This window comes from Variibacter gotjawalensis (genome assembly GCF_002355335.1).
Lineage (GTDB): Bacteria > Pseudomonadota > Alphaproteobacteria > Rhizobiales > Xanthobacteraceae > Variibacter > Variibacter gotjawalensis.
This window is the reverse complement of sequence record NZ_AP014946.1, coordinates 1,791,934-1,813,614: the sequence shown is the minus strand read 5'-3', so window position 1 is coordinate 1,813,614 and position 21,681 is coordinate 1,791,934. Positions and strand designations below refer to the sequence as shown.

At 63.7% G+C, this 21,681-nt stretch carries 23 protein-coding genes; 15 read left to right on the top strand and 8 right to left on the bottom strand.

Annotation, left to right across the window (positions count from 1 at the left end):
• The first annotated feature begins 56 nt into the window (after positions 1-56).
• The 11 genes from GJW30_RS08865 to GJW30_RS08815 all read left to right on the top strand — a co-directional run bounded on the left by GJW30_RS08865 (position 57) and on the right by GJW30_RS08815 (position 9,564).
• On the top strand, positions 57-269 hold the full coding sequence (locus GJW30_RS08865; protein ID WP_096354365.1) for a cold-shock protein: 213 nt from the start codon (positions 57-59) through the stop codon (positions 267-269).
• Between the two features lie 169 nt (positions 270-438).
• Positions 439-999 carry a glutathione S-transferase family protein gene (locus GJW30_RS08860; protein ID WP_347337733.1) on the top strand — a complete coding sequence of 187 codons (561 nt, stop codon included), beginning with the start codon at positions 439-441 and terminating at the stop codon, positions 997-999.
• Between the two features lie 8 nt (positions 1,000-1,007).
• Positions 1,008-1,775, top strand: a complete 768-nt coding sequence (locus GJW30_RS08855; protein WP_096354360.1) for an SDR family oxidoreductase — start codon at positions 1,008-1,010, stop codon at positions 1,773-1,775.
• A 33-nt stretch (positions 1,776-1,808) separates the two neighbouring features.
• On the top strand, positions 1,809-3,869 hold the full coding sequence (gene uvrC, locus GJW30_RS08850) for an excinuclease ABC subunit UvrC (RefSeq protein WP_096354357.1): 2,061 nt from the start codon (positions 1,809-1,811) through the stop codon (positions 3,867-3,869).
• Positions 3,870-3,961: 92 nt separating this feature from the next.
• Positions 3,962-4,567 (top strand): CDP-diacylglycerol--glycerol-3-phosphate 3-phosphatidyltransferase, encoded by a 606-nt coding sequence (gene pgsA / locus GJW30_RS08845; RefSeq protein WP_096354354.1) that lies wholly within the window; start codon positions 3,962-3,964, stop codon positions 4,565-4,567.
• Between the two features lie 4 nt (positions 4,568-4,571).
• Positions 4,572-4,823, top strand: a complete 252-nt coding sequence (moaD, locus tag GJW30_RS08840; RefSeq protein WP_096354352.1) for a molybdopterin converting factor subunit 1 — start codon at positions 4,572-4,574, stop codon at positions 4,821-4,823.
• Positions 4,824-4,827: 4 nt separating this feature from the next.
• Positions 4,828-5,277 (top strand): molybdenum cofactor biosynthesis protein MoaE, encoded by a 450-nt coding sequence (locus GJW30_RS08835; protein ID WP_096354349.1) that lies wholly within the window; start codon positions 4,828-4,830, stop codon positions 5,275-5,277.
• Between the two features lie 167 nt (positions 5,278-5,444).
• Positions 5,445-6,839 (top strand): MATE family efflux transporter, encoded by a 1,395-nt coding sequence (locus tag GJW30_RS08830; protein ID WP_096354346.1) that lies wholly within the window; start codon positions 5,445-5,447, stop codon positions 6,837-6,839.
• Positions 6,840-6,956: 117 nt separating this feature from the next.
• Entirely contained in the window at positions 6,957-7,472 is a 516-nt protein-coding gene (locus tag GJW30_RS08825; RefSeq protein ID WP_096354343.1) for a MarR family winged helix-turn-helix transcriptional regulator, read from the top strand.
• Complete coding sequence (locus GJW30_RS08820; RefSeq protein WP_096354340.1) at positions 7,469-8,185, top strand: response regulator; 717 nt, start codon at positions 7,469-7,471, stop codon at positions 8,183-8,185. Before GJW30_RS08825 ends, GJW30_RS08820 begins: the two co-directional genes overlap by 4 nt.
• Positions 8,182-9,564 carry an ATP-binding protein gene (locus GJW30_RS08815; protein WP_096354337.1) on the top strand — a complete coding sequence of 461 codons (1,383 nt, stop codon included), beginning with the start codon at positions 8,182-8,184 and terminating at the stop codon, positions 9,562-9,564. The genes GJW30_RS08820 and GJW30_RS08815 overlap by 4 nt, the downstream gene beginning before the upstream one ends.
• Here GJW30_RS08815 and GJW30_RS08810 read toward each other — a convergent pair.
• The 8 genes from GJW30_RS08810 to lgt all read right to left on the bottom strand — a co-directional run bounded on the left by GJW30_RS08810 (position 9,561) and on the right by lgt (position 18,326).
• Entirely contained in the window at positions 9,561-10,268 is a 708-nt protein-coding gene (locus GJW30_RS08810; RefSeq protein WP_096354335.1) for a TetR family transcriptional regulator, read from the bottom strand. The two genes, GJW30_RS08815 and GJW30_RS08810, sit on opposite strands and share 4 nt — an antisense overlap.
• A 95-nt stretch (positions 10,269-10,363) precedes the next feature.
• Positions 10,364-11,182 (bottom strand): pyrroline-5-carboxylate reductase, encoded by an 819-nt coding sequence (proC, locus tag GJW30_RS08805; protein ID WP_245408699.1) that lies wholly within the window; start codon positions 11,180-11,182, stop codon positions 10,364-10,366.
• A gap of 34 nt (positions 11,183-11,216) precedes the next feature.
• On the bottom strand, positions 11,217-11,717 hold the full coding sequence (locus GJW30_RS08800; RefSeq protein WP_096354331.1) for a type III secretion system chaperone family protein: 501 nt from the start codon (positions 11,715-11,717) through the stop codon (positions 11,217-11,219).
• 1,344 nt (positions 11,718-13,061) lie between these two features.
• Positions 13,062-14,309 carry a serine hydrolase domain-containing protein gene (locus GJW30_RS08795; protein ID WP_096354328.1) on the bottom strand — a complete coding sequence of 416 codons (1,248 nt, stop codon included), beginning with the start codon at positions 14,307-14,309 and terminating at the stop codon, positions 13,062-13,064.
• 180 nt (positions 14,310-14,489) lie between these two features.
• Entirely contained in the window at positions 14,490-15,443 is a 954-nt protein-coding gene (locus GJW30_RS08790) for a ribose-phosphate pyrophosphokinase (RefSeq protein ID WP_096358741.1), read from the bottom strand.
• Between the two features lie 179 nt (positions 15,444-15,622).
• Positions 15,623-16,387, bottom strand: coding sequence for a peptidoglycan editing factor PgeF (gene pgeF / locus GJW30_RS08785; protein WP_096354326.1), 765 nt, complete (start codon positions 16,385-16,387; stop codon positions 15,623-15,625).
• A gap of 2 nt (positions 16,388-16,389) precedes the next feature.
• Positions 16,390-17,490, bottom strand: a complete 1,101-nt coding sequence (locus GJW30_RS08780) for a class I SAM-dependent methyltransferase (protein ID WP_096354324.1) — start codon at positions 17,488-17,490, stop codon at positions 16,390-16,392.
• On the bottom strand, positions 17,487-18,326 hold the full coding sequence (gene lgt / locus GJW30_RS08775) for a prolipoprotein diacylglyceryl transferase (protein ID WP_096354322.1): 840 nt from the start codon (positions 18,324-18,326) through the stop codon (positions 17,487-17,489). The genes GJW30_RS08780 and lgt overlap by 4 nt, the downstream gene beginning before the upstream one ends.
• Positions 18,327-18,439: 113 nt before the next feature.
• On the opposite strand from lgt, the gene GJW30_RS08770 reads away from it, so the two are divergent.
• The 4 genes from GJW30_RS08770 to ychF all read left to right on the top strand — a co-directional run bounded on the left by GJW30_RS08770 (position 18,440) and on the right by ychF (position 21,570).
• Positions 18,440-18,691 carry an accessory factor UbiK family protein gene (locus tag GJW30_RS08770; RefSeq protein ID WP_096354319.1) on the top strand — a complete coding sequence of 84 codons (252 nt, stop codon included), beginning with the start codon at positions 18,440-18,442 and terminating at the stop codon, positions 18,689-18,691.
• A 341-nt stretch (positions 18,692-19,032) separates the two neighbouring features.
• Positions 19,033-19,785: a 50S ribosomal protein L25/general stress protein Ctc gene (locus GJW30_RS08765; RefSeq protein ID WP_096354316.1), complete on the top strand. Its 753-nt coding sequence runs from the start codon at positions 19,033-19,035 to the stop codon at positions 19,783-19,785.
• Between the two features lie 66 nt (positions 19,786-19,851).
• Positions 19,852-20,460 carry an aminoacyl-tRNA hydrolase gene (gene pth, locus GJW30_RS08760; protein WP_096354313.1) on the top strand — a complete coding sequence of 203 codons (609 nt, stop codon included), beginning with the start codon at positions 19,852-19,854 and terminating at the stop codon, positions 20,458-20,460.
• A gap of 12 nt (positions 20,461-20,472) precedes the next feature.
• Positions 20,473-21,570 carry a redox-regulated ATPase YchF gene (gene ychF, locus GJW30_RS08755; protein ID WP_096354311.1) on the top strand — a complete coding sequence of 366 codons (1,098 nt, stop codon included), beginning with the start codon at positions 20,473-20,475 and terminating at the stop codon, positions 21,568-21,570.
• Positions 21,571-21,681 lie beyond the last annotated feature (111 nt).

The window sequence follows — 21,681 nt, the reverse complement described above, 5'->3', positions numbered from 1 at the left end:
CGCCATTCCCGCAACCGGAAGCTGTCGCGGGCGGAATGGGGACGTGGGGACTAGAAATGTCGATGACTGGTACGATCAAGTTCTTCAATACGGAGCGCGGCTACGGCTTCATTAAGCCGGACACAGGCGGCCCGGATGTGTTCGTTCACATCACGGCGGTTGAGCGCGCAGGTCTCAAGTCGCTGAACGAAGGCCAGCCGCTGGCTTACGAGGTTGAGCCCGACAAAAAGGGCAAGGGACCGAAAGCGGTCAACCTCGTCCTGAAGTAGGCGCACCGACTTTAGCGTGATATCCGCGGCCCGAACGCCGGGCCGCGCGAATTTTGCCGGTCGCTCGGCATCGTGTTACGCAGCCTGACCCTCCCCGCATTCAGGCAGCATAACAACAATGATGATCCTCCGATCCGCCCCCGCGTCGCCGTTCGCCCGCAAGGTTCGCATGGCGCTCATTATCCTTGGGCTCGAGAAGCAAGTCGACATTCAAGGCGCGGACACGCAGGCGGAAGGCGACTCGATCCGCGTGCAGAACCCGCTCGGCAAGATCCCGACGCTTGTCACCGAAGACGGCGAGAGCTGGTACGACTCGCGCGTCATCGTCGAATATCTCGACGCGCATGCGGGTGGCGGCAAGATCATTCCGAAAGACAGCAAGACTCGCCTCGAAGCGCTGCGCATGATGGCGCTTGCCGATGGCGGCAGCGATGCATCGCTGCTCATGATCTACGAAGGCCGCTATCGCCAGCCCGATAAGCACGAGCCGAAGTGGGTCGCGTTGCAGCAGGGCAAAGTCGATCGCGTACTTACAGCGCTTGAGAGCAATCCGCCGGCGATTACGAATCCGCCGCATGTGGGGCAGCTCGCCGTCGCGAGCTTGCTCGGCTATCAGGACTTCCGCTTCGACGGAAAGTGGCGCGCGAAGTATCCGAAACTCGTCGCATGGCTCGACTCGTTCGCCGCGAAGGTGCCGGCCTTCGAGGCGACGAAAGCGCCGCCGCAATAAGGTTCTCGATGGTTTCGTCAGTGTCCGGCATTGCTCTCGTCACCGGCGGCGCACGCCGCATCGGTGGCGCGATTTCGCTGGCGCTGGCGAAGGCCGGTTCCGCGGTCGTCATCCACACGCATCGGCCGGACACGGCTGCAGACGATATGGTCCGCAGCATCGTCGCGAATGGCGGACGTGCGGCCACGATCACGGGCGAACTCGCTGATGCGGATGGCCCTGCCCGGCTTATCGCGGACGCGGCGAAAACCTTCGGTGCTCCGACGCTGCTGGTGAACTCCGCTTCGACTTTCGAGAGCGATGCGCTCGGCACGCTGACCGCCGAGGCATGGGATCGCCAGCTCGCGGTCAATCTTCGTGCGCCAATTTTTCTCGCGCAGGCTTTCGCGGCGACGCTGCCGCAAGACCAGACCGGCTGCATCATCAACATTACGGACCAGCGCGCCCGCAAGATCGTGCCGCGCCATTTCTCCTACTCACTGGCGAAAAGCGCGCTCGAAACCGCGACCATCATGCTGGCGCAGGCGCTCGCTCCGCGCATTCGGGTGAATGCCGTGGCTCCGGGCCCGACCGCCGCCAGCACGCGGCAGGACGCCGATGCCTTCCGCCGCCAGCAACAGTCCCTGCCGCTCGGCGATGGGCCGGATGCTGACGCGATCGCGGCGGCGGTCGTCTATTTGGCGGGGGCCCGGCACATTTCAGGCGAAACCATCGCGGTCGACGGCGGGCAGCATATCGCCTGGCAGACCCCGGACGCGTTCGGCGACGACGAGTAGCGGCAAGCGCCGCGAAGGCTTACCTAAGCGAATATGAATCGGCCGAAAGACATCGAACCGGGCATCGAGCCGGACGAAAAGGACGAAGAGGCGTCGCTCCCCGAGGAGCAGACGGAAGCCTTCGATCTCGTCAGCCCGGAAGGCGTCGCGGCCGGCCATGCGGCGCTGGCGCGTTACGTCAAACTCGCGCCGTCGGCACCCGGCGTCTACCGCATGATCGATGCGGCCGGCGAAGTGCTTTACGTCGGCAAAGCGAAGAATATCCGCAAGCGCGTCACGAACTATCTGCGGCCGGGCCATGACGGCCGCATTAGCCGCATGATCGCATCGATCGCGAGCGTCGAGTTCGTCTCGACACATACCGAAACCGAAGCGCTGCTGCTCGAAGCGAATCTCATCAAGCGATTGCGCCCGCGCTTCAACGTGCTGATGCGGGACGACAAGTCGTTCCCGTATATTCTCATCACAAAAGAAGAGCGGCCGGCGCAGATCGTGAAGCATCGCGGCGCGCGCAGCACGCCCGGCGCGTATTTCGGGCCGTTCGCGTCGGCGGGTTCGGTCGGCCGCACGATCACGACACTGCAGCGCGCGTTCCTTCTGCGGTCGTGCTCGGACGCCGTATTCGATAGCCGCACGCGGCCGTGTCTCTTGCATCAGATCAAACGCTGTTCGGCGCCGTGCACGGACGAAATTTCGCGCGACGACTACGGCGCGCTTGTCGGCGAAGCGACGGCGTTTCTGTCCGGCCGCAGTCAGGCCGTGAAGGAGCACCTCGCAACCGACATGCAGGCGGCCGCCGAGGCGATGGATTACGAACGCGCCGCGATTTATCGCGACCGTCTTGCCGCGTTGTCCGCCGTTCAAGCGCAGCAGGGCATCAATCCACGCGCGACAAACGAGGCCGACGTCTTCGCGATTCATCAGCAAGGCGGCTTCACCTGCATCGAGGTCTTCTTCTTCCGGACGGGTCAGAACTGGGGCAACCGCGCCTACTTCCCGCGCGCCGACCGCGCGCTTGAACCTGGCGCAGTGCTGAGCGCCTTCATCGCGCAATTCTACGACGACAAGCCGTGCCCGCGGCTCGTGCTCGTTTCGCATGCGCTGGAAGATCAAGCACTTCTTGCCGAAGCGTTGTCGGTGAAGAGCGAAGTGAAGGTCGAGGTTTCGGTGCCGCAGCGCGGCGAGAAGAAAGAACTCGTCGATCACGCGCTCGCCAACGGCCGCGAGGCGCTGGCGCGCAAGCTCGCAGAGTCATCGTCGCAGCTTCGTTTGTTGCAGGCGATGGCGCAGGCGTTTGCGCTGCCAGATATTCCGAAGCGCATCGAGGTTTACGATAACAGCCATATCCAAGGCACCAATGCGCTCGGCGCGATGATCGTCGCGGGCCGCGAAGGCTTCCGCAAAGACCAGTATCGCAAGTTCAACATTCGCTCGACGACGCTGACGCCCGGCGACGACTACGGGATGATGCGCGAAGTCCTGACGCGCCGCTTCAAACGCCTGATCGACGAAGCGCCGCGCGCCGCGCCGGCTGTGCCAGTCGAGGACATCGCCGGCGACGTCGCGCCCGTGATCCATCCACAGGCCGTCGAGGACGACGACGCGGCGCCGGATTCGCCGTGGCCGGATCTGGTGATGATCGACGGCGGCCTCGGGCAGCTCACGGCGGCACGCGAGACTTTCGCGGAACTCGGTATCGTCGATGTTCCGCTGATCGCGATCGCCAAGGGCGTGGACCGCGATGCCGGGCGCGAAAGCTTCTTTCAGCCGGGCCGCCAAGCCTTTCGGCTACCGCCGCGCGACCCCGTCCTCTACTTCGTCCAGCGCCTGCGCGACGAAGCGCATCGTTTTGCCATCGGCTCGCACCGCCAGAAGCGCGCCAAGGGCCTCCGCGAGGGGGGCTTGCAGGAAATCCCCGGTATCGGGCCGACGCGCAAACGCGCCCTGCTGCATCACTTCGGTACCCTGAAGGCGATCGAACGCGCCTCGGCCGCCGATCTCGCCAACGTGCCCGGCATCAATGCCGAAACGGCCCGCAAGATCTATGACTTCTTCCATGACGGAGGGGCCAATCGCCCCGCCGGCACGGGTTAGGAGCATCCCGTTTTTGCCAAGTCTCGTATCCGTGACGAGAATTTCATGAAGCTTCGGTTGACGCCCTCACCCGCTTAGGTTTCCTTCAGACCATGACCATCGCCACGCCCCGGCCGGGAAGCCGCACATTCTCCCTGGCCAATCTTCTGACCTTCGGCCGTATCGCCGCGGTGCCGCTGGTGATCGGCTGCATGCTGTATTCGCACGTCTTTCAGGGCGGCATCTGGCTGCGCTGGGTCGCGCTGGCGATCTATACGATCGCGGCACTGACGGACTATCTCGACGGCTATATCGCACGCGCCTGGGAGCAGACGTCTGCCCTCGGCCGCATGCTCGACCCGATTGCCGACAAGCTGCTCGTCGCCTCCTGTCTGATGATGCTCGCTGCCGACGGCACGATCGTCGGCTGGACGCTGATCGCGGGCCTCATCATTCTGTGCCGCGAGATTCTCGTTTCCGGTTTGCGCGAGCATCTTGCCGAACTGCACGTTCGCGTTCCGGTCTCGCAACTCGCAAAATGGAAGACGGTCGCGCAACTTGTTGCGGTCGGCTTCCTGGTCGCCGGCGAAGCGGGCGACAAAGTCTTTCCGTACAACACCGACGTCGGCCTCATGCTGCTGTGGCTTGCCGCAATCCTCACGCTCTACACGGGCTGGGATTATGCGCGCGCTGCCGGCAAGCACCTGATCGAGGACTGAGGCGTTGCGCGTTCTCTATTTCGCATGGCTGCGTGAGCGCATCGGCAAGACCGATGAAGATATCGCCTTGCCGCAAGACGTGCGCACGGCCGGCGAATTGATCGATTGGCTGACGCAGCGCGGCGACGAATACGCGCACGCTTTCGAAAATCCGAAAGTCGTGCGTGTTGCGATCGACCGCAAGCACGTCAAACACGACGTCGCGATTGCGGGCGCGCGCGAGATCGCCTTTTTCCCACCGATGACGGGCGGCTGACGCGATGACGGTGCGCATCCAGCGCGAGCCGTTCGACGCGAGCGCGGAATCCGATGCGCTGTCGAAAGGCCGTCATGACGTCGGCGCCGTCGTAACGTTCACTGGCGTTTGCCGCGGCATCGAAGGCGACGACACCGTGCGTGCGATGACGCTCGAACATTACCCCGGCATGGCCGAGGAAGAGATCGAGGGTCACGTCGCAGAAGCTCAGAAGCGATGGAAGTTGCTCGGCGTCACGGTCGTGCATCGCTACGGCCGCTTCGAACCCGGCGATCCAATCGTGCTCGTCGTCACGGCATCGTCGCATCGCGAAGACGCCTTCGCGGCAGCGAATTTCCTGATGGACTATCTGAAAACCAAAGCGCCGTTCTGGAAGCGCGAAGAGCGTTCCGACGGCGACCGCTGGGTCGACGCCACGGACGCGGATGACGAGGCCGCCGAGCGCTGGACGTAGCGTCTTTCATTCGCCATGCTTCGGCGCAATATAAGCCGCTCCTCGGCCGCGCCGCTTTGCTTCGCAAACGTTTCATGCGCCGCCGCTAATTGAAAACTGTTACGGCCGAATCGCAGCAGCCCAAATTGCTGACGGTTTCGGTCGCTCCGGCATGATGAGTTATTGCGATGAGTGCCATCAGCTACGCGAATGATAGCGCACGCTCGGCTTGGACGGCCGAGCTGAAGGCGACGCTGTGGCTTGGCGCACCGCTGGTCGCGACGAACCTCGCGCAGATCGCGCTCGGCACCACCGACCTTCTCTTCATCGGCCGTCTCGGCGCCGAATCCCTCGCGGCCGCCGCTATCGGCGTGAACCTCTTCTTCGCAGTGCTGATCTTCGGCATCGGCGTTGCGAGCGCGACCGCGCCGATGATGGCGAACGAGCTTGGCCGCAATCGCTTCTCGGTGCGCGATCTGCGCCGGACCTTCCGCCAAGGTTTGTGGATCTGCGTTTTCATCGCGATCCCAACGTGGATCATCCTGTGGAACACGGAAGCGATCTTGCTGCTGCTCGGCCAGAAGCCGGAGCTCGCAGCCGCCGCGCAGCCGTTCGTGCGCGCGATCATGTGGTCGGTGTTGCCGTTTCTGGTCTTCGTCGTGTTGCGTTCGTTCGTCGCCGCGCTGGAGCGGCCGATGTGGGCGCTGCTCGTCACGCTCGCCGCCATCGTGTTCAACGTGGTTGCGAACTGGGTTCTGGTGTTCGGACATCTCGGCTTTCCGGCGCTCGGCCTCACCGGCTCCGGCATAGCGACGACGCTGTCGAACTTCTTCCTGCTCGGCGCGATGTGCGTCGTCGTGAGCTATCACAAGCGCTTCCGCCGCTATCGCTTGTTCGGCCGCTGGTGGCGGCCCGACTGGCCGCGCCTTGCCGAACTCTGGCGCCTCGGTCTGCCGATCGGCGTGACGATGGCGTTCGAGATCACAATCTTCAACGCCGCGGTTTTCATGATGGGGCGCATCGGCGTCACCGAAGCCGCCGCGCATGCGATTGCGATCCAGATCGCGGCCGCAACCTTCATGGTGCCGATGGGGCTCAGCCAAGCCGCGACGGTGCGCGTCGGGCGCGCTTACGGTGCGAAGGATACGGAGGGGATCGCGCGCGCGGGCTGGACAGCTTTTGCGCTCAGCCTCGGCTTTATGAGCATCACCTGCGTCACAATGATGACGATGCCGGGAATTTTGACCGCCGCGTTTATCGACACGACGAACCCGGCGAACCTCGCGGTCGCGACGATGGCGGCGTCGTTCTTGTTCTTCGCCGGCGTGTTCCAAATCGCCGATGGCGCGCAAGTCGTCGCGGCCGGCGCGCTGCGTGGTTTGCGCGACACGCGCATGCCGATGCTGATCGCTGCGTTCGGCTATTGGGTGATGGGATTGCCGCTCTGCCTCGCACTCGGCTTCTGGAGCGGCCTCGGCGGAGTCGGTATCTGGATCGCGCTGGCAACGAGCCTCGCGGTTGTCGCGGTCATAATGGTGTGGCGCTGGGTGAATCGCGAAAGGCTCGGGCTGACACAGGGCTGACTGTCGCTTTTTGCCTCCCAGTGAAACTCCCGATATCCTATCGACCAGACACCCGCCTTGAACCCGGAACACCGGACGGCGTAAAATATGTCAACACGGCTGACATAATCAGGACACATGAATTCGGTTGCCAAATCTGCCGCGCCAGTCGCGCCATCGCGCGAGGCTCCTCAGCCGCGCTGGGACATCATTGAGCTGTTGTTTTTCGCCTATCGCGACTTCGTCGGCGATCCCGATGACGTCCTCGCAAAATTCGGGTTCGGGCGCGCGCATCATCGCGTGGTGCATTTCGTAAACCGCAATCCCGGCATGACGGTCGCCGAACTCTTGGACATTCTGCGCATCACCAAGCAATCGCTCGGCCGCGTGCTCAAGCAGTTGATCGATCAAGGCTACGTCGAGCAGCGCGAAGGCCCGCAGGATCGCCGGCAGCGTTTGCTCTACGTCACCGCCAAAGGTTCGACGCTAGCGCTCGATCTCGCCGGGCTGCAGACCGAGCGTATTACACGCGCGCTTGCCGAGATCGCGCCGGGTGATGACGAAGCCGCGCGGCGTTTCCTCGCCGCGATGATCGATCGCGATGCGCGCGCGGATGCGCAGAGGCTCATCCAGAGCCCGACAGGCACCGAATGACGGGAGGCAGCGTGGCCGAAAAGACGCCGCTCACCGACGACGCACCGCATCTGCTGCTGGTCGACGACGACCGGCGTATTCGCGATCTGTTGTCGCGCTATCTCAGCAATGTAGGCTTCCGTGTATCGACCGCCGAGAACGCGACGCAAGCGCGGGCGCGTCTCGAAAATCTGCGCTTCGATCTGCTGATTCTCGACGTGATGATGCCGGGCGAATCCGGCTTCGACCTCGCGCGATCGATCCGCGAGAATTCGGCGGTGCCGATCCTGATGCTCACGGCGCGCTCCGACAGCAACGATCGCATTCAAGGTCTCGAAATCGGCGCCGACGACTACGTTCCGAAGCCGTTCGAGCCGCGCGAGCTATCGCTGCGGATCGCTAATATTCTCAAGCGGGCGCAGACGAAAGCAGGGCCGGCGCGCGAACAGGTCGCATTCGGCGAATTCGTCTTCCATGTCGGGCGCGAAGAATTGCGCCAAGGCGACCGCGTCATCCACCTCACGGACCGCGAGCGCGAGATGATGCGCATCCTCGCCGAACAGCAAGGCGAGGTCGTGCCGCGACTGGCACTCGCCGGAAATTCCTCGATCAACGAGCGCGCGGTCGACGTGCAGATCAATCGCCTGCGCCGCAAGATCGAGCGCGACCCCGCTAATCCGCTGATCGTGCAGACTGTGCGCGGCATCGGCTATCGCCTGATGATCACGACATGACGAGCGTCGAACTCCCGGCCACGCAGACGTTGCTCGGGCGAGTTCGTCAGCTCTGGGCGCGCATTACCGGTGCGATCAAGGGCCGAATGCCGAAAGGGCTTTATGCCCGCTCACTGCTGATCATCATCGTGCCGATGGTCGCGCTGCAATCGGTCGTCGCCTTCGTGTTCCTCGAGCGGCACTGGAACTCGGTGACGCGCAAGCTATCGGCGTCGGTCGTGCAGGACATCGGCGCGATGATCGATGTTTATCAGGATGTCGCGAAAGGTGCCGACGAGACGCGCATCAAGCGCATCGCACGCGACCGTTTCGAGCTGACGATCGATTTCCTGCCGGGCGCCGAATTGCCGGCGCAATCGCCACGGCCTTTCTTCTCGCTGCTCGATCACACGCTGACCAACGAACTCGGCCGCAAAATTCGCAAGCCATTTTGGATCGACACCGTCGGACAATCGAACCTCGTCGAGATCCGCATCAAGCTCGACAACACGGTGATGCGCGTGTTCGCGCCACGCAACGCCGCCTATGCGTCGAACTCGCATATCTTCATGGTGTGGATGGTCGCAACATCGCTCGTGTTGCTCGGCGTCGCGATCCTGTTTCTGCGCAATCAGATCAAGCCGATCCTGCAGCTCGCGGATGCCGCCGAAAGTTTCGGCAAAGGCCGCGAAGTGCCGAGCTTCAAGCCGCGCGGCGCGACGGAGGTTCGGCGCGCGAGCCTCGCCTTCATCGAGATGAAGCGGCGCATCGAGCGCACCGTCGATCAACGCACGACGATGCTCGCCGGCGTCTCGCACGATCTGCGGACGTTGCTGACGCGCTTCAAACTCGAACTCGCGCTGCTCGGCGAAGGTCCCGAGATCGATGCGATGCGCAGCGACGTCAACGAAATGGAGCGCATGCTCGAAGATTATCTCGCGTTCGCGCGCGGCGATTCGGGCGAACAGTCGCAGGCGACCGATGTCGGCAAATTGCTCGAGCAGCTCGCGAGCGGCGCCGAGCGCAGCGGACACAACGTGACGAGCTTGTTCTACGGCGAACCGATGGTGACGCTGAAGCCGGATGCCTTTGCACGTTGCGTCGGAAATCTCGTCTCGAATGCGTCGCGGTTTGCCAAGGACATCGTCATCACGGGGCATCGCGACCATCGCTATCTCACCGTGACGGTCGACGACAACGGACCCGGTATCCCAGCCGAGATGCGCGAAGAAGTGTTCAAGCCGTTTTTGCGGCTCGATAATGCGCGCAATCAGGACCAGGGGGGGACGGGGCTCGGCCTGGCCATCGCGCGCGATATAGCGCGCTCACACGGCGGCGACATTACGCTGGCGGACAGCCCCAAGGGCGGCCTGCGGGCCGCGATCCGCGTTCCGGTTTAAACGGCCACTTGTTCATCGCGATCGTCGCGGCGGCGATCCCGCGCGCGCCAGCGGCCGAATTTGCTGGGATTCGGCAAGCAGCGCGCAACCTGATCGAGGCGCTTCGTCCAACGCTCGCCACGCGCAAGTTGGCGATCGAGGATGGCGAGCGTGCGCGCCAAACCCGGATCGTCATCATCGACCCACGTTTTGAGCACTTCGGCATAGAGACCCGTGAGGCCCTGGGCGCGGACGGCGCCACGGAGGCCGGCGGTGGAGATGCCGGCAGCGGTGAGCATCCAGGCTTGCGAGCGAACCGCAAGGCCGTTGAGCGCGATCGCCAGCGGCGGATTGCTGCGCGCGGTGCGCAGCAGCGAGCGCATCGCCTCCCGGTGCGGCGCCATGATTTCGAGACGGCGCATCAGGATGTCGAACAGGCGCTCGCGCGGCGGCTCTTCCGCCATATCAACGTCAATGCCGGCGAGGACGCGGCGATCAATGTCTTTCACGAAACCGGAGAGCACCGACATCGGTGAATTGAATTCGGCGCGGCAGCGGTCGAGCGGGACCCCGGCGCGTTCCGAGATCGCGCTGAAATCGACGCGTACGAAGGAACCTTCGGCGACAAGATCGAGAAACGCCGCGATGATTTTTTCGCGATCGGTCGCGCCGGATGGCGGCGTTGCGCTCGCATCGGCCGGGCTGGGTTGAGATTTCTTCGCCATCGTCCACCTCGCGGGTATCGCGGAACCTATCCGAGACTTAAGAACCGCAATGTGGCGGTTCCAGGGGTCAACGCGACGGCACTGCCACAAGTTGCCTATTTGGCGAGTTGCTTCGCGCGTTTCGCCGCAGCCGCAATGGCGCGGTCCAGCAGCGGCGCCATACCGTCCTTCGCCATCAATACATCGAGCGCGGCCGCCGTGGTGCCGCCCGGCGATGTCACATTCTGGCGCAGTTGCGCGGTCTCAAGATCGGAGCGCTGCATGAGTTCGCCCGAGCCCGCCACCGTCGCGCGAGCGAGCCTCATCGCGAGATCCGCCGGCAGACCCGCTTTGGCGCCCGCCGCCGCCATCGTCTCGGCGAGGAGGAAGACGTAAGCCGGGCCGGAACCCGAGACCGCGGTGACCGCGTCGATCATGCCTTCGTCGTCGACCCATTCGACAAGACCTGCTGCCTTGAGCAAAGCATCCGCGAGCGCGCGCTGCTGCTTCGTGACGCGTGCGTTGGCGACCGCGACCGAAATGCCGCGACCGATCGCGGCCGGCGTATTCGGCATCGCCCGCACGATCGACTGTTCGCCCGGCAAGCAATCGTCGATGAACTTGATTGTCTTGCCGGCCATGATTGAGATCATGAGCGTGTCGGGGCCGACCATCTGATGCAGCATGTTGATCGCTTCGCCGGCGACCTGCGGCTTGATGGCGAGCAGCATGACGTCGACCGGCTCGACCGGCGGCGCATTGATGCGAAGGCCTTTCGCTTTGAGCGCGGCGACATCCGGCGAAGGCTGGGGATCGACCGCCATCACGTGCTTGGGGTCAAGGCCGAGCTCGACCCAGCCGCGCAGCATCGCGCCGCCCATATTGCCGGCGCCGATGAGCGCAATCGTGCCCTTGAAAGTCTTCAGCGTTTCCATGCCGCGCAGCATAGCACGGGGCAGCGGCGAAGCTTCAAGCCTCGCCGGCCGTCTCGAACATCGCGGAGTCGATCGCCTCGCGCGCCGACTTGCCGGCCCAGACGACGAACTGGAAGGCTTGGTAGTAACGCTCGCATGCGTCGAGCGCGGCTTCCATCGAAAGCTCGCATTGCCGGCGCGACGGCTCGATGCCGTCCGGCAGCATGATGGAGTGGCGGAACATGATCACGCCGTCCCGGCTCCAGAGATCGAAGTGACCGATCCAGAGCTGCTCGTTGACCTGCGCGATCATCGCCAGCACTTCGGCGCGTCGGCGCTCCGGCACACGGCAATCGAAGGCGCATGCGAGATGCAGCGATTCGATCTCATCCATCCAGGTGAAAGAGAGGTGATAGTCGGTCCAGCGACCCGCGATCGAGATCGAGATCTCGTCAGCGCCGGAGCGATCGAACGCCCAGTCCTTAATCGCCGCAAGGTGTTCGACGACGTCAACGGGATGCGACTCCCGCTGCTCGGTAACGTCCACCAAAGACATGCCGCCTCCACGTGCGCGGTGGTACGGAGCAACGGTGGCCTCACCGCTGCTCCGCCGTGAGCAGGCCCGCTAAGTGGCCCGAATCACTCGGTGATTCGACTATAGCGAGTTCGAGTCCGACCGCTAGAGTCTCGTTGCATTGCATTGGCCGTGATTTGCGCCATTCGCGCAATTCACGTGGTTGAGTCGTCCACACATCAGTGTGCGACCGTTTGACTCAATGTTGTGCAATAGCGTTTACGCCGTGTCGGATGCGCTGCTGTCCTTTGTCTCCACACGCCCCACACTCTGCCGTCATCCCGGAAGCCGTGTCGCGGAGCGGCGCGGCTGTCCGGGATCCACGTAGCCCTGTGATCGTTGATGCCTCGGCGCCGAGAGCCGCATCGATCGACAGGGAAACGTGGATCCCGGCTCGCGCGACCGGTCGCTCACGCGACGCGCTCGCTTGGCCGGGATGACAGCCGAGAGCAAGGCGAAGCGTCGAAACAATCTGCTCAGCCCGGTGCATTCTCGCGAGCGATGACGCCCCGAGGTTTGCGAGATGCTCTCCTCGAAAAGATGAGGGGAGCGGAGCGCCGGCGGGCGCGAAACGATGCGAGCCGTATCTCGCGGATACGGCAGCGTCCCTTGGGGGACGCTACGCCAACCGGCGCTCCGCACGGCTCTCCACGCGACCGGCGGCATACGCAACGCCGACGCGCTTGCGGTGGGTATTGCCCAAAGCCCGAAAGTGTCCCGATTTCCGCCCGGTCCACCGTCGGACGCCTGGTCTTAGTGCCAGGCGGCCCATGTCTCCCAACCGCCCGGGACTGAGTCACAAGCTCAGCCGCAGGTGCCGTCCACCGGCTGCCTAACGGTCTGTCTCCGGAAGACATCCCCTCGCGCCGGTGTGGGGTTGATATGAGGGATATAGGAATTTATGTCAAGGAATATTTTCTGGAAATTGCCATTCTGCACCCTCCGGCGTCATCCCGGAAGCCGCGCTTGCACAGCAAGCAAGGCTATCCGGGACCCACGTATCCCTGTGATCGGTTTGCCTTGGCGCGCGTCGCCTTCTCGCACCGCAGGGAGTCGTGGGTCCCGGCTCGCGCGATAAGCCCTTCGGGCTAATCGCTTGGCCGGGATGACGACCTGTGGGTGGTGAGGCGACAGTGTGTAGGCCGGATGAGCGAGGCATAGCCGAAGCGATATCCGGGAGCGGCGCTCGACGTCGATGCAGGACCCGGATGTCGCGCGCGCGCGATGCGCGACGCTCATCCGGGCTACGTGCTGTTACGCCGCACGACCGACTCTCTGTCGTCACGGCCCTGACAGGGCTATGGCGAAGATGCCAGCGACAGCGCCCTACTTCACGATCGCGCCGTAGACGAGATTCTTGAACAGCATGCGGCTGCGGATGCGCGTCGTCGCGCCCTGCGAGAGTTGGATCGCAACGATCTTCTCACGCGGATCGATGGTGAACATCGTGCCGAAAGCGCCGGCCCACATCGCATCGCCGGTCGAGCCTGCGGTCCAGCCGAAGCCGTCCTGACGGCGCACCGCGAAGCCGAGGCCGAAGCCGTAGCCCGGGCCGGTCGACGCGGAGGTCGAGCCGCCCATGCCGATCAGATGATCGCTGAGCATGAACTCGACGGTCTTCTTCGAGAGATAGCGCTTGCCGCCGAACTCGCCGCCATTCGCAACCATCTGCGCGAATTTGTAGTAGTCGTCGATCGTCGAGCAGAGACCGGCGCCGCCCTTGAAGTAGCTCTTCTTGATCGTCGCTTCGTCGAGGCAGTAACGCAGTGAGCCGGGCTTCGCGGGATCGCCGTCGGTGACTTCGGCGAGGCGCGCCTTCTTCTCGGCCGGCACCCAGAACGCAGTGTCTTTCATGCCGAGCGGCTTGATCAGCATCTCGTCGAGCACTTGCGAGAGCGGCTTCTTCGTCGCTCGCTCGAGCAGCAAACCGAGGATGTCGGTCGAGATCGAGTAATGGAAGTTCGTGCCCGGTTGATGCGCGAGCGGAATGCCGCCGAGACGCTTGAGCATTTCGTCGGCCGCGATGTCTTCCTGGCGCGCTTCGATGTTGGCGTCGTTGTAGGCTTTGGCGAGACGCTCGGACGGCGGCGGCGCCGCGTAGAAAAGCCCCGACGTGTGACGCATCAGATCCTGGATCGTGATCGGGCGCGCCGTCACGTCCTCGGTCGAGCCGTCGGCTTTCTTCGTCTCGACTTTCAGGTCTTTGAGTTCGGGCAGCAGGTTCGAGATTGGATCTTCGATCTTGAAGACGCCCTGCTCGACCAGCATCATCGCGGCGGCCGTCGTCATCGGCTTCGTCATCGACGCCATGCGGAAGATGGTGTCGCGCTTCATCGGTTTCGTCTTCGCGGCATCCTGGAAACCGTGCGTCTCGACATGCACGACCTTGCCGTTGCGCGCGATCAGCGTGATGGCACCTGGGAATGTGCCCTTCTCGACTTCCTGCTTCATCACAGGGGCGATGCGGGCGAGACGTTCGCGCGAAATGCCTTGTGCGTCTTGTGCTTGAGCGGCGGGCGTCAACGCGAGCAACGCGGCGGACGCCATCAACAAACGGACGACGGGGAGCTTCATCTCGTATTCCTCCAGCGCCCTCTGTTGGTTCCGAGGGCTTCGAAGGAACGCTAGCCGACTTTCGCGGCTATCCGCAATCTAACGATTGTTAGGTCAGTCGATATGTCAGCTATGCAATATCAAAGAGACGAACATCTCAGCGTCATGGCCCGCTTCATGCGGGCCATGACGCTGAAGATCTTAGTCAAACAGGCTTGACACCGACTCTTCGGACGCGGTGCGGCCGATCGCCTGCCCCATCAGCGTCGCGATCGAGAGCACGCGGATGTTGCGCGCAACGCGCACGGCTTCGGTCGGCTGGATCGAATCCGTGATGACGAGTTCTTTCAGCTTCGACGCGGTGACGCGCGCGACCGCACCGCCAGAGAGCACGCCGTGCGTGATGTAAGCCGAAACAGACAATGCGCCGTTTTTCAGCAACGCATCGGCAGCATTCACCAGCGTGCCGCCCGAGTCGACGATGTCGTCGATGAGGACGCAGTCGCGGCCTTCGACGTCACCGATGACGTTCATGACTTCGGATTCGCCGGCGCGTTCGCGGCGTTTGTCGATGATGGCGAGCGGCGCATCGATACGCTTCGAGAAGCCACGCGCGCGCACGACGCCGCCGACGTCCGGCGACACGACGGTCGTGCGCTTGAGGTCGTAACGTTCCTTCAGGTCACGCACCATCACGGGCGAAGCGTACAGGTTATCGGTCGGGATATCGAAGAAGCCTTGAATCTGCGCGGCGTGCAGATCGACCGTCATGACGCGGTCGACACCCGAATGCGTGATGAGGTTGGCGACGAGCTTCGCGGAGATCGGCGTGCGTCCACCGACTTTGCGGTCCTGACGCGCGTAGCCAAAATACGGCAGCACCGCCGTGATGCGGCGGGCCGAAGCGCGGCGCAGCGCATCCGTGATGATGAGCAATTCCATCAAGTGGTCGTTGGCGGGGAACGATGTCGACTGCAGAATGAAAACGTCCGAACCGCGGACGTTTTCTTGGATCTCGACGAAGATTTCCATGTCGGCGAAGCGGCGGACAGTCGCCTGGGTCAGCGGCACCGCGAGATAGGCCGCGATCGCTTCGGACAGAGCCCGGTTCGAGTTGCCAGCCACGAGCTTGATGGCGCCATTCTTGGCTGACATTTTATTCTCCAAACTGCACGTTCCGGCGCGCCTCGGCCCGCAACGGCGTTCTACTTGACCGACGGCGGGGGTTTATCAAGCCGATCGGCCCCGAGCAACAACGCCAGAACGGTTCTACAGAAGGAATTTCAGGCTGGATTAATGCGCGCCTGGCTGTGTCTTTTTGGCTCGCTTCCGGCTCAGCCCGCGAGCGCGATGGCGTTGATGTGGCGGCCGTAGTCGGGCTCCTGCCGATGGGTCGAGCGGCGGTAGCTGAAGAAACGCTCCGGCTCGGCGTAAGTGCAGAGGCCGGTGTCTTCGACCTGCGCGATGCCCGCCCGCTTGAGGCGCATGCGGATATAGCCCGGCAGGTCGAACATCATGTGGCCGTCGCGTGCCGAGGGCCTGAGGAACGGCGGGCCCTCGTCGCCGAGGCGGGTGACGAATTCTGGGCCGACCTCATAGTTCGGCTGGCGAATCATCGGGCCGAGGGCGACGCGGATACGGGCGCGGTCGGCGCCGAGCTTCTCCATCGCGGCAAGTGTCGCCTCGGCAACGCCCGTGACAGCGCCTTTCCAGCCCGAATGAGCGGCGCCGACGACGCCGGCTTCGCTATCGGCGAAGAGGATCGGGCCACAATCTGCAGTTGCAACGCCGATGGCGATGCCCGGACGCTTGGTGACGAGCGCATCGGCTTTCGGCGCGCTCTCGCGCGTCCAGGGCTCGTCGACGACGATCACGTCCGGCGAATGGATTTGGTAGCAGCTGACGAAATTCTCCGGCGCGACGCCGAGCTCGGCCGCCATCCGCCGGCGATTTTCAAGGACCTGAGCGAGATCGTCCTGCGAGCCGAGACCCGCATTGAGGCTCTGGTAAAGACCGGTCGAGACGCCGCCGTCGCGCGTGAAGAAGGCGTGGCGGATATTCGGCAAGGCATCGAGCGACGAGGCTTTGACGGTCTGCATGGTCATCCTTCGAATCGATCCGCAGGCTCGAACCCTGGTAGCGCAACTGCGGTGGGACCGGCCAGCGCCATCACCTTGAACAGTCCGCCCATCTGGCCCTCGCCGCGACCGGTGAGGCGGCTCAACGCTGCCGCAACCGCGGCGGCGGATTTCGGCGCCGTTTTTTGAAGACGCTCGGCGCGCTGCGTGATGCCGAGGCGTTCGAGAAAGGTGCCCTGCTCGATCGCGCCGAAGACGGACGCGCCCTTGCGCACCGCGGCACGGGCGAGTGCCTCGAAGTCGACATGCGCCGTGATGTCGGCATCGCCCGGCGAAGCGAGCGCATTGACGAAGGTGTGTTTCTGCACCGCTTGCAGCGTATCGCCGTAGCCGGAGCGGCGATGGCCGTAGTCGATCGCGAGCATCGCACCGCCGCGCGATGCGATGAGCTGCGCGATCTCTTCGATGGCGCGGCGGTCGCGCCACTCGAACGTGTCGCCGAGTTCGGAGAGTTCGAGCCAAGGCGGAAGCGCCATGTTGAGAGCATGCGGCGCGAGCCCGAAAATCAACTCGCCCTTGTCGTCGAGGCCGACGCAGCGCTCGTGCCAGCCGCTCTCGACTTTCATGGCTTGGCGGATCGGCAGCGCGTCGAAGAATTCGTTCGCGATGACGATCATCGGCGTGTCGGGCAGCGAGGCGATGTCGTCGTGCCAATGGATCTCGGCGGACGTTTTCGCGAGCGACTTGCCTTGATGCTTGCGCAGAAACGGGCTCGCCTCGACGAGATGCACAGATGGCGGCACCGTGTTGAGCACCGGTACCTGCGCGATCGCGCGCAGCGCGTCCGCCATCAGCGTGCCGCGGCCGGGGCCCAGCTCAGCGATGCAGAGCGGCTGCGTGCTGCCGCTTTCGAGCCAAACGCTTGCGGCCCAGAGTCCAACGAGCTCGCCGAACATCTGGCTGATTTCCGGCGCGGTGGTGAAATCACCCTTCTGGCCGAACGGATCGCGCCGCATATAGTAGCCGTGCTGCGGATCGGTGAGACAGAACGCCATATAGTCCGCGATTGTGAGCGGACCATCGGCTTCGATCATATGGCGCAAGGCATCGCGGGCGGCGCTCATGATTTTGCCGCCGCGTTCAGCGGCGGTTTGCGCAACAGCGCAATGAGCGTGAAGACGACACCGATCGCGAACATCGCGAACGACAATTGCATGCCGCGCGTCATGCCGCCCCAGAGGTACCCGATCTGCGCATCCGGTTCGCGGAAGAGCTCGCAGAAGCTGCGCGTCACCGCGTAGCCCATCGTGAAGAGACCGAGGATCAAGCCCGGACGGCGCAGCGCGCCGGCGCGCACGCAAAGAAACAGCACGACGAAGAGCAGCGCGCCTTCGAGCGCGGCTTCGTAAAGCTGGCTCGGGTGACGCGGCAGCGGCCCGGCATGCGGGAAGATCATCGCCCACGCGACGTCGGTCGGACGGCCCCACAATTCGCCGTTGATGAAGTTCGCGATGCGGCCGAAGAACAGACCGATCGGCCCGACCGCGCAGGTGATGTCGCCGAGCGTGAGCATCGGCAGATTGCGCCAGAGCGAGAAACCGACAACGGCAGCGACGCAGCCGAGATAGCCGCCGTGAAAGGACATGCCGCCTTCCCACAGTTTGAACGCCGCCATCGGGTTGGCGGCGAAATGCGCCGGGTCATAGAAGAAAACGTAGCCGATGCGGCCGCCGAGGATGATGCCGAAGGTCACCCACAGGATGAAATCGTCGAAGTCGAGCGACGTCAGCGGCGGCGGAGCACCGGCCCATGCGCGCGGCCAGCGGATGATGCGCTTCGCATACCACCAGCCAATCATAATGCCGGCGATATAAGCGAGCGCGTACCAGCGGATCGCCAGCGGTCCGAGCTGAATCAGGACCGGATCGATCTCGGGAAACGAAATGAGGAGCGGCGGCATCTGCGCCCTGGATGGTCGCGCGTTCACGTTAAGTCAAGCACACCCGTTGTGTCGGCGGCCGAAGCACCTATTTTGGGATCGCGCCGTTGTTCCGGCACCATGAGGGATAAGCCATGACCCAGACCAGCAACCGCCTCTTCGACGAGATGGCGCGCCTGATGAACGACGCTGCCGGAGCCGCCAGCGGCGTGCGCCGCGAGGTCGAGACCGTGGTGAAGACCCAGGCCGAGCGGGTTCTGCGCAATATGGACGTGGTCCAGCGCGAGGAATTCGAGGCCTTTAAGGAAATGGCGCGCCTTGCCCGCGAGGAAAACGATGCGTTGAAGGCGCGGATTGTGGCGCTTGAGGCGAAACTCGGCGGCTAAGGTACTGAATCAACGACAGAACTCCGTCATGGCCCGCTTTAGGCGGGCCATCCACGTTTCAACGGCGGCTGCCACGAAATAAGTCGTGGATGGCCCGGGCAAGCCGGGCCATGACGACTGAGAGCCGGGGTACCGCTTTAGGTGGATTTTACCCCCTCATTTCCTTGTCAATCCGCGCTTGCGCCGCTATAAGCCGCCCCGCGTGCTGAAGAACGGTGGCCGCCTCATTGAGGCGTGACGCTGATGGCGCCTCCGGCGCCTCCTTCGAGGCATTTCGGGATTTTGCGGACAGCGACCTAGCGCGGCGTTTTTCGCCAGCGCCGGAACTTGAGGATTTGACGATGGCTAAGGCGAACGTAAAAGAAATGAAAGCCAGCACGCGTGCGCGCGCCGGCAAAGGCGGCGCCCGTGAAGTGCGCCGCGCCGGTCAGGTACCGGGCACCATCTACGGCGACGACAAAGAGCCGCTCAACGTTGCGCTCGACTACAAAGAGCTGACGTCGCGCATTTTCGCCGGTCACTTCCTGACCACGATTTACGACCTCGACATCGACGGCAAGAAGCATCGCGTCATTCCGCGCGACTACCAGCTCGACCCGGTCAAGGATTTCCCGATCCACGTCGACTTCCAGCGTCTCGGTGAAGGCGCGCAGATTCGCGTCAGCATCCCGGTTCACGTGCGCAACGCCGAAGTTTCTCCGGGCGTGAAGCGCGGTGGTGCCGTCAACATCGTGACGCACTCGATTGACGTGCGCTGCCCGGCCGACGCGATCCCGGAAGCGATCGAAGTCGACCTGTCGAACCTCGACATCACGGACTCGGTGCATCTCAGCGAAATCAAACTGCCGGACAACGTTCGTCCGCTGCTCGCCGGCGACGCAACGCTCGTCACCATCGTGCCGCCGTCCGGCGTCATCGAAGAGCAGCGCGCTGCTGCCGCCGCTGCTGCGGCTGGCCCGGCGGACGCTGCTGCTGCTCCGGCTGCGGGCGCTGCTCCGGCTGCTGGTGCTGCGGGTGGAGACAAGAAGGCTGCAGCTCCTGCCGCCGGCGGCGACAAGAAGCCGGCCGAGAAAAAGCCGGCCGACAAGAAGTAAGTCTGAATTTCCAGAGGCCGGTCCAACGATCGGCCTCTTTCACTTCAACGCGCAGCAGAGGTCGGCGTGCTCTTTGTCGGGCTCGGCAATCCCGGCGCCCGTTACGCCGGCAACCGTCACAACATTGGCTTCATGGCTGTGGACGCGATCGCGCGGCGCCACAACGCTTCGCCGTGGCGCAAGCGCTTCCAGGCCGACACCGCCGAATGCACAATCGCGGGCGAGCGCCATCTCCTCATGAAGCCACAGACATTCATGAACGAGTCGGGCCGCGCCGTCGCGGAGGCCGCGCGCTTCTTCAAGACCGAGCTTGCCGACATCATCGTCTTCTACGACGAAATCGATCTGCCGGCCTCCAAGCTTCGCGTGAAGACGGGCGGCGGCAATGCGGGACACAACGGCCTGCGCTCGATAACGGCGCATTGCGGCAACGACTATCGCCGCGTGCGCTTCGGCATCGGGCATCCGGGCATGAAGGAGCTGGTGCAGCATCACGTGCTGAGCGATTTCGCTAAAGCAGATCGGCCGTGGGTCGAGACGCTGATCGACATCGTCGCCGACAACGCCAATATCTTGGCTAAGGGTCAGGATTCGACTTTCCAAAACCGCGTGCACCTCGCGATGGACGCCAAAGGATTTGGCGACGTGAAGGCACCGGGCAAACCGACAGACTGAGACGGACACATCATGGGCTTCAAAGCCGGAATCGTCGGACTGCCGAATGTCGGCAAATCCACTTTGTTCAACGCGCTGACCGAGACGGCCGCGGCGCAAGCCGCGAATTATCCGTTCTGCACGATCGAGCCAAATGTCGGCGAGGTCGCGGTGCCGGATCCGCGTCTCGATCAGCTCGCGGTGCTCGGCAAATCGGCCGAGATCATTCCGACGCGGCTCACCTTCGTCGATATCGCTGGCCTCGTGCGCGGCGCATCGAAGGGTGAAGGCCTCGGCAATCAGTTCCTCGCCAACATTCGCGAAGTCGATGCCATCGTGCATGTCGTGCGCTGCTTCGAAGACGGCGACGTGACGCATGTCGAAGGAAAGATCGACCCGACCGCCGATATCGAGACGATCGAGACCGAGCTGATGCTCGCCGATATGGACAGCCTCGAGAAGCGCATCGAGCCGCTGCAGAAACGCATTCGCGGCAACGACAAGGAAGCGAAAGAATCGCTCCCGCTCGTGCAGGCCGCGCTCGCGCTGCTCCGCGAAGGCAAGCCCGCGCGTCTGACCGAACGCCGCGAGGAAGACGAAAAGCTGTTCCAATCGCTCGCGCTGATGACCGCGAAGCCGGTGCTCTATGTCTGCAATGTCGACGAGGGCGCTGCGGCGGAGGGCAATTCGCTGTCGGCGAAAGTCGAAGAGCGCGCGAAGGCGGAAGGCGCAAAGTCCGTCGTTATTTCGGCGAAGATCGAGTCGGAGATTGCGGTCCTGCCGAACGAGGAGCGCAAAGAGTTTCTCGAAACGCTCGGGCTCGCCGAACCGGGCCTCAATCGCATGATCCGCGCGGGCTACGATCTCCTCGGGCTCCTCACCTATTTCACGGTGGGCCCGAAGGAAGCGCGCGCCTGGACGATCACCAAGGGCATGCGCGCGCCGCAGGCCGCGGGCGTCATCCATACGGACTTCGAGAAGGGCTTCATCCGCGCCGAGACGATCGCGTATGCGGATTACGTGAAGCTCGGCGGCGAGTCCGGCGCGCGCGATGCCGGCAAGCTGCGGCTCGAGGGTAAGGAATACATCGTCGCGGACGGCGACGTGATGCATTTCCGGTTTGCGAATTAGCCGCGACCGTAGCCCGGATGACGTGAGGCGGCGCGCGGCGCGCGCATTGCCGAACGAAATCCGGGACCGAGAATGCCGCAATCCCGGATTTCGCGCGACGCGAGAGCGTCG